The sequence below is a fragment of the Cupriavidus sp. 10L45 genome (assembly GCF_056395225.1).
Map to the genome: position 1 here is coordinate 1 of NZ_JBFTJC010000024.1, position 10784 is coordinate 10784.

Genomic DNA, 10784 nt, shown 5'->3' on the forward strand with positions numbered 1-10784 from the left:
GGTCTGCGTGCGCTGCGCGGCCTTGTGGACCATCGTGTAGGCGTAGTCGATGCCCATGCCGTAGGCGCCCGAGTGTTGCTTGGCCAGGCCGGTCACGGCGTCGTACGTTTCCTTGTTCTTCCAGTCACGCTGCCACTCCAGCAGCACCTGTTGCCACGTCACCGGCACCACGCCGGCCTGGATCATGCGCTGCATGGCGTAGTCGTGCGCTTCCTTGGTCGTGCCGCCCGAGGCGTCGGCCACCATGTAGATCTCGTAGTCMCCTTCCAGCATCGCGCTCAGGGCGAAGGTCGTGTTGCAGACCTCGGTCCACAGGCCGGCCACGACGATCTTCTTGCGGCCGTTGGCGGCCAGCGCGTCGCGCACCTTCTGGTCATCCCACGAGTTCATCGAGGTGCGTTCCAGCGTCTGCTGGCCCGGGAAGACGTCGAGGATTTCGGGGTAGGTGTAACCGGAGAACGACTCGGACTCCACCGTGGTGATCGTCGTCGGCACATCGAAGATCTTGGCCGCCTTGGCCAGGCCCACCACATTGTTCTTCATGGTCTGGCGGTCCATCGACTGGACACCGAAGGCCATCTGCGGCTGGTGGTCGATGATGATCAGCTGGCTGTTGCGCGGGGTCAGGACTTGCAGCTTGGCGTTGGTGGCGTTCGACATGGTGGTTTCTCCGGTAGCTAAAGGTTGATTCGTTCAGTTTTATTGCTTTTCGCTGTTCGCCGTTGTTTTGTTGTGGCGTTGCGATGGGATGAACTATACGGGGCGATAAGTGACGTAAATCCGCTGAAGTCTCACGTAGTTATTCAAATTTTTTGAAATTCTGCTGGCCGTTACCGCCCTCGCGGGTTGCGCAGTGGTACAGAAGCCGATTCCGGCCACCAGCGCGCTGTTCGAGAACAAGGAGAAGACCGTCGCGGTCGCCCTCGAGAAGCTGCCCGAGCCGAACCAGGTCATGCTGGGCGCGCAGGGCATCCTGGACTACGCCATCAACCGGGCCAACGCCAAGGCCATCGTCGACCGCCTGCAGAAGCAGGATTTCTCGAAGGTGAGCGGCCTGCCCAAGGAATTCGCCCAGGGCCTGGAATCGCGCCAGATCAAGGTCGTGATGATCGAGGAGCCGATCGATACGGAGTCCCTCTCCAAGTTCACGGAGGGCTCGGGCGATGGCGTGGCGCTGCGTGACTATCGCCCGCTGGCCCGGAAGTACAAGGCGGACAAGCTGCTGCTGGTGAGCGCCACCTCGCTGGGCACGGTCCGAAACTACTACGGCTTCCTGCCGCTGACCCCGCCGACGGCCCTGATCTCCCTGACCGGACAGCTGGTGGACCTGTCGACCAACAAGCTCGAATGGTATGAAAGGGTGGAAAACCACAATCCCGCCAAGGGCGACTGGGACCAGGCCCCGGAATATGAAAACCTGATGGGCGCCGTGGACGAAGGCACCCGCGCGGCCACCTCGCAGCTGCGTGGCGCGTTCTTCATGGAACGGGCCGCACCGGCGGTGCCGAAGGTGGCGGGTACGGCGGCGGCGGGATCGGCGCAGTAAAAACCCCCGCTGGAAAGCAAAAACGGCCGCGAGAGATCGCGGCCGTTATTTCTTGGGGCGCTGGACTGTCGCGCCCCGGTCGCCTCGCGCTCGAACTCGCGGATCACCGGGTTGCCGAGGATCGCATCCCTTCCCGCATCGATCAGGCGATCAATGTCCGCCTCGGGCAGGCGAAGCCTGGTCGGTACATCGCTCAGACTTGCAGCACGCGCCTTGTCGAGGGAATCGAACGAGATCCGCGTGACGAAGAATTCGACGGCGTCGCACCGCCAGTCCGGGCTGCTTGCGGCGATTTCCTGTCGCCGGGCATCCGGCATGGCGCCGCTGCGAACCCGAGGGCGGCATCCTGCAATCTGCCAGCTGGACACTCTATGAACAGTTGCGCTTCGACACGACCGGCATTCGCAGTTTCGATTGGGGAACCTATCCAATCATGCGGTTCTCGGCGGTACCCCACGCAGGTCAATGTGCATCTGATCGATCGTCCAGGCGCACCATTCCCGGGGCGTGGCGGAAGCCGCGATGGGCCCGACCGCCGGTGCCATCGGCAACGCACTGGTCGATGCCACGGGCGTGAGGCTGCGCGATATGCCACTGGGCGGCGAGACGCTGCAGGCCAGGATCGCGCCCTAAGTACCGAGGGAGGCGTTGCATCCCGCGCAACGCTGATTTGCTCCCCGTTGTGATTCAAATTGCGCTTTCCGGCGCCTAAGCTCTCCCCATTGCAACCTGTCCCTCAACGCCATGGAATCCACAACTTCCCCCCTCATGCCCGGCGCCGCGCCTGCGCCAGCCCCGATGTCCGGCGCGCTGGTCGCGCTGTTTTCGCTGTGTGCCGGCGTGCTGGTTGCCAACCTCTATTACGCCCAGCCCATCATCGAGATGATTGCGCCGACGGTGGGGCTGTCGGCCCAAAGCGCCAGCGTCATCGTGTCGCTGACCCAGATTGGCTATGCCGTCGGTCTGTTCTTTCTGGTGCCGCTGGCAGATCTTCACGAGAACCGGCGCCTGCTGCTGATCAGTGGCGTGGCCGCCGCCATCAGCCTTGTGGGCGCCGCCACCGCGTCGCAGCCAGGACTGTTCCTGCTGGTGTCGCTGTTGCTTGGCCTGAGCTCCGTGAGCGTGCAGATACTGATTCCGCTGGCGGCGCACCTTGCGCCCGAAGCGCTGCGTGGGCGCACCGTGGGCACGATCATGGGCGGCCTGCTCTCCGGAATCCTGCTGTCCCGGCCATTGTCGAGCCTGCTGGCACAGGCCTTCGGCTGGCGTGCGGTGTTCTTTATCGCCGCCGCGATGACGCTGGCGACGGTGGCCATCATCGCAGCGACGATTCCGCGCCGCATGCCCGAGCATCGCGGCACCTATGGCGGCCTGCTGGTTTCCCTGTGGCATCTGTTCACGCGCTATGCGGTGCTGCGCCAGCGCTCGCTGTACCAGGCGCTGCTGTTTGCCGCGTTCAGCCTGTTCTGGACTGCCGCACCCCTCGAGCTGGTCAGCCACTATGGCCTCTCGCAATCGCAGATTGGCGTCTTTGCACTGGTTGGCGCGCTGGGCGCTGTGGCGGCACCGATCGCCGGCCGGCTGGCAGATTCGGGCTATACGCGCATCGCCTCTTACCTGGCGATGATCGCTGCTGTCATCAGTTTCCTCCCCGGACTGGTCGGCGGCACAGGCGGCGTCTATTGGCTTGCATTGACCGGCATCGTGCTCGACTTTGCCGTGCAGATGAACATGGTGCTGGGTCAGCGTGCGATTTATGCGCTCGATGCCACCAGCCGTGGACGCCTGAACGCGCTGTACATGACCGCCATCTTCGCCGGGGGCGCGGTGGGATCGGCCGTCGCCAGCGTGCTCTACACGCATATCGGCTGGTCCGGCATCGTCGCGACGGGCAGTGGTCTTGCGCTGGTCTCGCTGCTGGCCATGGCCCTCGCTTCGCGCCGCTGAGCAGCTCGCTCCTTCTTCGAACCATTCATTGACCGGAGTCATCATCATGACATCCCATCTGTTCTCGCCCATCACAATCGGGCAGCTGCAACTGACTCACCGCGTCGCCATGGCGCCATTGACGCGCTCGCGCGCTGGCCAGCCCGGTAATGTGCCCAATGCCATGAATGTCGAGTACTACCGGCAGCGCGCCTCAGCGGCACTGATCATTACCGAGGCCACCCAGATCTCGCAGCAAGGCCAGGGCTATGCGTGGACCCCTGGGATCTACACCGCCGAGCAGGTCGAGGGCTGGCGTGCCGTGGCGGACGCCGTCCATGCCGAAGCTGGCCGGATCTTCCTGCAACTGTGGCACGTTGGCCGGGTTTCGCACCCGTCGTTTCAACCCGGCGGCGCGCTGCCGGTGGCGCCGAGCGCGCTCCCGGTGCCCGGCAAGACGTTCATCGTCGACGCCGACGGGAACGGCGTGTGGGGCGACATCCCGACGCCACAGGCACTGACCGTGGAGGGTATCGCGGCGATCGTGCATGACTACCGCCGGGCCGCGCACAATGCCATGGAGGCGGGCATGGACGGCGTGGAAATCCATGCGGGAAATGGCTATCTGCTGGACCAGTTCATCAACTCTGACAGCAACCTTCGCACCGACGCCTATGGCGGCAGCATCGAGAACCGCGCGCGCCTGCTACTGGAGGTGGTGGACGCCGTGACGGCCGAGATCGGTGCGGAGCGCGTGGGCGTGCGGCTCACGCCGATGGGCCGCTTCATGGGCATGGGCGATGCCACGCCTGAGGCCACGTTCGCCTACATCGCACGCCGCCTCAACGACGAGTCGCTGGCCTATTTGCACCTGGTGGAGCCGGCGATGGTCGGTACGGTCAAGGACGAGGCGGCTGACCCACGCTGGGATGCCATCATGCGCAGGATGCGTGCCGAATTCCACGGCGTGCTGATGGTGGCTGGCGGCTACGACGGCGCCTCTGCAGAACGTGCGATTACCGACGGGCGCGCGGACATCGTCGCGTTCGGACGGCCGTTCATCGCCAATCCCGATCTGCCCCGCCGTCTCCAGACCTCGGCGGCGCTGAATGCCGCCAATCCGGCGACGTTCTTTGGCGGCACGACTGTCGGCTACACCGACTATCCGGCACTTGCCTGAGTCATTCCTGGCGGCGTGTCGGCCCGGGCAATGTCGCCAGGAATGTCAGGAACGCGGCAATCCGTCGCGAGCCGCGCTGGTTCGGCAGATACAGCGCAGAGATGGCGGAGCTTGTCTGGTCAGGATTGACAGACCATGCGTCAAACAACGGCGTCAGCCGACGATTGTCAATATCGTCATCGACGAGCCAGTCCGGCAACAGGCCGATGCCCCCGCCCGCCAGCGCGATCTCGCGTAATACCTCGGCGTTGTTGCTGCGGAAATGGCCATTGACCGGAACTGTCGTCTCACTGCCGTCCTGGCGAAAGGTCCACACCTGATCCCGCGCGCCATAGCTGAATCGCAGACAGCGATGATGGAGCAACTCGCCGGGCTCAGCGGGCACACCCTGGCTCTCCAGATAGGCCGGGCTAGCCACCACGCGACGGCGGAAGCTGCCGATCTCCCGCGCGATGACACTGTCGTAAGACGCCGGGCTGCCCAGCCGGACGGACAGGTCAATCCGCTCGCCGATCAGGTCGACGATGTCGTCGGTCAGCGTCACCTCGACCTCGAGTTTCGGAAACTTCGCCAGCCAATCGCCAAGATAGGGGGCGATGCATCGCCGCCCAAACGCCACGGGTAGCGATACGCGCAAGCGCCCAACCGGCTCCTCGCCCCGATCCGCAATCAACGCGTCGGCTTCCTCCACGGCATCCAGAATCTTCCGGGCCTGCTGGTAATAGGCTGCGCCGGCCTCCGTGACCGTGATGAGCCGCGTGGACCGATTCAGCAAGACCGCCCCCAGTGATGCCTCAAGGCCGTCGAGCGCGCGCGTGACCGACGATGTGGCCAGCTCCAGGCGTCGTGCTGCGGCGGAGAAGCCCTTCGCATCCACGGTTTCCACGAACATCTTCAGTGCAAGCAGCTTGTCCATCTTCCAGGGATGATCGATTGATAACGATTGGTCATTCGGGAAGCGTGATGCAGATCGCGATATGAACTATGCGACACGCTCGCGTTCCGGCAGATGATGCCACTCCTTGATCCGACTTGCTTTGTGAGCCAGGCGCGACACCGCGCGGAAGCTCGTCGAATCAGGGTAAGTCCCACCCGTCCCGCCCCTTGGCCTGTCGCGCCTTCCGCCCTATCATTTATCAACCGATCACTGATCGATCGATAATTTAAAGGAGGCGACGATGGCACTGACCAAACTTGCGCATTTTTCCATTCGCACCACCGACCTGGAACGGTCCTGCGCGTTCTACGAACGCGTGCTGGGCTTCCGGCGTGGCTACCGCCCCCCGTTCGATTTTCCCGGCGCCTGGCTCTATATGGGCGATGACGAGCGTGACTACGGATGCGTGCACATCATTGGCATCGATCCCGCCAATCCTTCGGGGCTGGCGGCCTACCTCGGCGACAAGTCCCTGCCCGCATCCGGCACCGGCACGCTCGACCACATCGCCTTCCTGGCCACTGGCGTCGCGCAGATGTGGAACACCCTCCGCGCCGAGGGCATCGCCTGGCGTGACCGCACCGTCCCGAGCCTTGGCCTCCATCAGGTCTTCATTGAGGATCCTTCGGGCGTCACGATCGAGCTCAACTACCCATCCACCGAGGTGGAGGGCCTGGCATTGCCGCATCCGGCGCAAGCTACAACGGGAGTCGAGGCATGAAATCCGCACTGCAAAGGCAACCCAGGGCGATCGTCGTCGGCGGATCGCTCGGCGGTCTGTTTGCCGCCAGCATGCTTCAGCGCGAAGGCTGGGAGGTCGAGGTCTTCGAGCGGACACCCGAAGCGTTGACCGGGCGTGGCGCCGGAATCGTCACGCACCCGGAACTGTTCGAGGCACTGGCCACCGCCGGCGTGGTCGTCGACGACAGCATTGGCGTTCACGTCGATACCCGGGTCACACTCGCCCGCGATGGCGCTGTGGTATCGGATCGCCAGATGCCCCAGACATTGACGGCCTGGGGCAAGATGTATGACGTGCTGGGCAAGGCGTTTTCCGGCGCCTATCGCACCGGCGCTACCGTGACCGCGGTCGATTCTCATGCCGACCATGCGGTCGTCACGCTGCAGGACGGCTCGACGCACCGGGCCGACATGGTCATTGCCGCCGACGGCTTCCGCTCGGGGGTACGCGAACAGCTACTGCCTTCGGTCGGCCTGGAGTACGCCGGATATGTTGCCTGGCGCGGGCTGGTCGATGAGGCCGATATTTCGCCCGGCACGCACGCGGCCATTTTCGACAAGTTTGCCTTCTGCCTGCCGGCTCACGAGCAAATCCTTGGCTATCCGGTGGCAGGCGACGGCAACAGCATCGCGCCAGGCCGCCGCCGCTACAACTTCGTGTGGTATCGCGCCACGCGCGAGGAAGACGAACTCCCTGACCTGCTGACCGACGTCGCGGGCAAGACCTGGGCCAATGGCATTCCGCCGAGCCTGATCCGCCCCGAGGTGCTCGACGACATGGAAAGCGCCGCATCCGATCTGCTGGCGCCGCAGTTCGCGGAAATCGTCACGAAGACCCCCCAACCGCTATTCCAGCCGATCTTCGACCTGACCGTGCCTCGCATGGCTTTCGGCCGAATCGCGCTGCTGGGCGACGCCGCGTTCGTGGCTCGCCCGCATTGCGGCATGGGTGTCACGAAAGCGGCCGGCGACGCCATCGCACTGGTCCGCGCGCTGGCCGGACATCCGTCCGTCGAAACGGCGCTCGAGGCGTACAGCACCGAGCGCGTCCAGGTAGGCCGGGCGGTCGTCGAGCACGCACGCCATCTGGGGGCCTATATGCAGGCGCAACTCAAGGGTGAACAGGATCGCGAGATGGCCGAACGCTATCGGACGCCCGAGGCAGTCATGCGCGAGACCGCCGTCTCACGGCGCTTCTGACCTACGCCGCAAAACAACGTACCGGAGACAACATCATGCCCCAAGCCGCCGCCTATCCAATCCATCTTGATCTTGCCGAAACGGACCCGCCCGTGGTCCCGCATCCCCTCCTGAGCGAGCCAGGCTTCGCGCGTCTGCAGCGCGCGCGCCGTCGTTTTTCCTGGTCGCTCACCGCCGCGATGCTGGCGGTCTACTTCGGCTTCATTCTCACCCTGGCCTTTCGTCCGGACCTGCTTGCTGCGCCGCTGACAGCAGGCCAGCCGATGAGCGTCGGCATACCCATCGGGTTCGGCATGTTCGCCTTCACCTTCGCACTGGTGGCCATCTATGTGTATCGCAGCAACACCGTCTACGACAAGATGATTGCGCAGATCCGCGAGGGAGAACCGTCATGAACCGCGCCTTGATTGCAGCTTCCCTCCTGCTTGCGCCGCTTGTCGTCGCCACTCCCGTCCTGGCGGCCACACCACCGGTCGGGCAGGGCCTGAACCTGATCGCCATTGCCATGTTCGTCGCGTTTGTCGCCGCCACACTGGTCGTGACACGCTGGGCGGCCAAGCGCAACCACAGCGTGGCCGACCACTACGCTGCCGGCGGCAAGATCACGGCCATGCAGAATGGCTGGGCGATTGCCGGCGACTACATGTCTGCCGCATCGCTGCTCGGCATTTCGGCGCTGGTCTTTACCAGCGGCTACGACGGCCTGATCTATTCCATCGGATTCCTGGCCAGTTGGCCCATCATCCTGTTCCTGATCGCCGAACCCCTGCGCAATCTGGGGCGCTACACGCTGGCCGATGTGCTGTCATACCGGCTCAGGCAGCGGCCTATCCGCGGCTTCTCGGCATTGAGTTCGATCGTGATCGTGCTGCTGTACCTGGTCTCGCAGATGGTGGGCGCCGGCAAGCTCGTGGAGCTGCTGTTCGGCTTCAACTACACCTCGGCGGTGGTCCTGGTCGGCGTGCTGATGGTGGTCTACGTGTTCTTCGGGGGCATGCTGGCCACGACTTGGATCCAGATCATCAAGGCCGTCATGCTGCTGGCCGGTTGCGCCTTCATGGCCTTCATGGTCATGCGCCACTTCGGCTTCAGCCTGAATACCCTGTTCGAGCACGCCATCACCGCACATGGCAAGCACGACGCCATCATGCGTCCCGGCGGCCTGGTCTCGGATCCGGTGTCAGCCGTGTCGCTGGGCCTGGCGCTGATCTTCGGCACTGCCGGCCTGCCGCACATCCTGATGCGCTTCTTTACCGTCAGCAACGTCAAGGCCGCGCGCAAGAGCGTGCTCTACGCCACCGGCATCGTCGGCATGGGCTACGCCATGATCATCGTGATCGGCTTTGGCACGATCGCGCTGGTCGCCCAGGATCCGCTGTACCACAACAGCGCCGGCGCCGTGATTGGCGGGGTCAACATGGTGGCCGTGCATCTTGCTCATGCGGTGGGTGGAAACGTCTTCCTCGGCTTTATCTGTGCGGTGGCGTTCTCGACGATCCTGGCCGTGGTTGCCGGGCTGACGCTGGCGGGCTCCTCCGCCATCTCGCACGACCTCTATGCGACGGTGATCCGCCAGGGCAAGGCGTCCGACAAGGACGAGATGCGGGTGTCGCGTATGACGACGCTGGTGCTGGGTGTGCTGTCGATCCTGCTCGGCATCCTGTTCGAGAAGCAGACCATCGCCTTCATCGTCAGCCTGACATTCTCGATCGCCGCCAGTTCCAACTTTCCCGTGCTGCTGCTGTCGATCTACTGGCGCGGGCTGACCACGCGCGGCGCGGTCGTCGGCGGCATGCTCGGACTGATCACGGCCGTAGTACTGACGATCCTGAGCCCGACCGTCTGGGTGCAGGTGCTGGGGCACGCCTCGGCCATCTATCCGTACGAATATCCGGCCCTGTTCTCCATGCTGGTGGCATTTGCCGGCATCTACGTATTCTCGGTGACCGACCGGTCGGCACGGGGGGCATGGGAACGCGCGGCGTATCAGAATCAGCGCGTGGATTGTGAGCTGGGCCTCGGCAGGAAGACCGTTAACTAGGCTGCAGCCACCATCGGGAGCGGGCGGCGCAGACCTTCTGCAGTCGCCCATCTTCCCATTTATCGGTCGATTGGTAGAATCCGGACATCATCGGCATCGCATTGGCGAGAGAGAACGTCATGGACTCAGGTACTGGATCGACCACGGAAGAGCCGCCCGTCAAGTCTGCGCGACGGCTGCTGCCCGAGGAACGCGAGAAGCAGATCGTCGAAAAGGCGATCGAACATTTCACCCGAAACGGCTTTGGCGGCAGTACCCGGGAGCTGGCCCGACAGATCGGTGTGACGCAACCCCTGCTCTATCGTTATTTCGAGAGCAAGGAAGCCCTCATCGAGCGCGTGTACAACGAGGTCTTCCAATGGCGTCCTGACTGGGATCGGCAAATCACCGACCGCTCGATGCCACTGGCGGAGCGGCTCCATGCTTTTTACCTCGACTATTCATCGGTGATCCTCCGCGAAGAATGGATCCGGCTGTTCATCTTTGCCGGCCTGACGCACGAAGGCATCAACAAGAAGTACCTCGGCAAGCTGCGCAGCAAGGTCTTCCTGCCTGTGCTGGCCGAAGTCAGGGACGCATTCGGGATTGAGGCACCGCGCAAAGCTGAAGAGACTGAGGCGGAGATCGAGATGATCTGGAGCCTGCACGCGGCCATCTTCTATATCGGCGTCCGCAAGTGGATCTACGGTCTCAAGGTCCCGACCGACATGGACGCCATTGTCCGTCAGAAGGTAGACATGTTCCTGCATGGCGCCCCGGCGGCAATACGCGCATTGCGCGCAAGCGCTGGATAAACAAACCGCTGGGTCATCATGGCGCAAACCGCCAGTGTTCCAGCCAGCATACCGAGGGACGAAGAGGTGTGCGCGTGAGAGGAGAACCCCGTCGCGAAGGCGACGGCAGCCATTTCCAGCTTACGACCAAGTTTGTGATTGCATGTCATTGCGGCTACCGTTTTTTGCCTGTGCCCAGTCAGGGTGGCCCGGCTCTTGATGCCGCGCCACCCACCTTGGATATCAGTATTCGGTCACCGGCGCATGCACGGGCGCGATCGACGCGTGCGGGGTCTGCGTGCGCTGCGCGGCCTTGTGGACCATCGTGTAGGCGTAGTCGATGCCCATGCCGTAGGCGCCCGAGTGTTGCTTGGCCAGGCCGGTCACGGCGTCGTACGTTTCCTTGTTCTTCCAGTCACGCTGCCACTCCAGCAGCACCT

10 protein-coding genes and 2 pseudogenes are annotated in these 10784 nt (G+C 63.8%); 9 read left to right on the top strand and 3 right to left on the bottom strand.

The features are described from left to right. The coding region (locus tag AC1DFU_RS27370) for a hydrolase (RefSeq protein ID WP_477159717.1) at positions 1 to 660 on the bottom strand (660 nt) is incomplete at its 3' end. 193 nt (positions 661 to 853) lie between these two features. Between AC1DFU_RS27370 and AC1DFU_RS27375 the strand changes: the two genes are divergently transcribed. The 4 genes and pseudogenes from AC1DFU_RS27375 (at position 854) to AC1DFU_RS27390 (ending at position 4652) form a co-directional block, all read left to right on the top strand. Further along, positions 854 to 1546 (top strand): hypothetical protein, encoded by a 693-nt coding sequence (locus AC1DFU_RS27375; RefSeq protein WP_477159885.1) that lies wholly within the window; start codon positions 854 to 856, stop codon positions 1544 to 1546. 328 nt (positions 1547 to 1874) lie between these two features. Continuing rightward, a pseudogene (locus tag AC1DFU_RS27380) lies at positions 1875 to 2179 on the top strand (xanthine dehydrogenase family protein molybdopterin-binding subunit); the annotation flags it as partial. Positions 2180 to 2290: 111 nt separating this feature from the next. Then, entirely contained in the window at positions 2291 to 3493 is a 1203-nt protein-coding gene (locus AC1DFU_RS27385; protein ID WP_441593812.1) for an MFS transporter, read from the top strand. A gap of 46 nt (positions 3494 to 3539) precedes the next feature. Further along, entirely contained in the window at positions 3540 to 4652 is a 1113-nt protein-coding gene (locus tag AC1DFU_RS27390; protein ID WP_092291736.1) for an alkene reductase, read from the top strand. Position 4653: 1 nt separating this feature from the next. Here the strand turns inward: AC1DFU_RS27390 and AC1DFU_RS27395 are convergent, their stop codons facing one another. Next, a complete protein-coding gene (locus AC1DFU_RS27395; protein ID WP_092291734.1) occupies positions 4654 to 5568 on the bottom strand; it encodes a LysR family transcriptional regulator in 915 nt (304 codons plus the stop codon). 262 nt (positions 5569 to 5830) lie between these two features. Here AC1DFU_RS27395 and AC1DFU_RS27400 point away from each other — a divergent pair, with 262 nt between their 5' ends. The 5 genes from AC1DFU_RS27400 (at position 5831) to AC1DFU_RS27420 (ending at position 10365) form a co-directional block, all read left to right on the top strand. Next, a complete protein-coding gene (locus tag AC1DFU_RS27400) occupies positions 5831 to 6310 on the top strand; it encodes a VOC family protein (protein ID WP_441593814.1) in 480 nt (159 codons plus the stop codon). After that, on the top strand, positions 6307 to 7530 hold the full coding sequence (locus tag AC1DFU_RS27405) for an FAD binding domain-containing protein (protein WP_092291730.1): 1224 nt from the start codon (positions 6307 to 6309) through the stop codon (positions 7528 to 7530). Before AC1DFU_RS27400 ends, AC1DFU_RS27405 begins: the two co-directional genes overlap by 4 nt. A 35-nt stretch (positions 7531 to 7565) precedes the next feature. Next, positions 7566 to 7925, top strand: a complete 360-nt coding sequence (locus AC1DFU_RS27410) for a DUF485 domain-containing protein (protein WP_441593816.1) — start codon at positions 7566 to 7568, stop codon at positions 7923 to 7925. Next, positions 7922 to 9571: a cation acetate symporter gene (locus tag AC1DFU_RS27415; RefSeq protein ID WP_441593818.1), complete on the top strand. Its 1650-nt coding sequence runs from the start codon at positions 7922 to 7924 to the stop codon at positions 9569 to 9571. The genes AC1DFU_RS27410 and AC1DFU_RS27415 overlap by 4 nt, the downstream gene beginning before the upstream one ends. Positions 9572 to 9690: 119 nt before the next feature. Continuing rightward, on the top strand, positions 9691 to 10365 hold the full coding sequence (locus AC1DFU_RS27420) for a TetR/AcrR family transcriptional regulator (protein ID WP_441593820.1): 675 nt from the start codon (positions 9691 to 9693) through the stop codon (positions 10363 to 10365). 222 nt (positions 10366 to 10587) lie between these two features. Here AC1DFU_RS27420 and AC1DFU_RS27425 read toward each other — a convergent pair. Beyond that, positions 10588 to 10784: pseudogene (locus AC1DFU_RS27425) on the bottom strand (hydrolase); the annotation flags it as partial.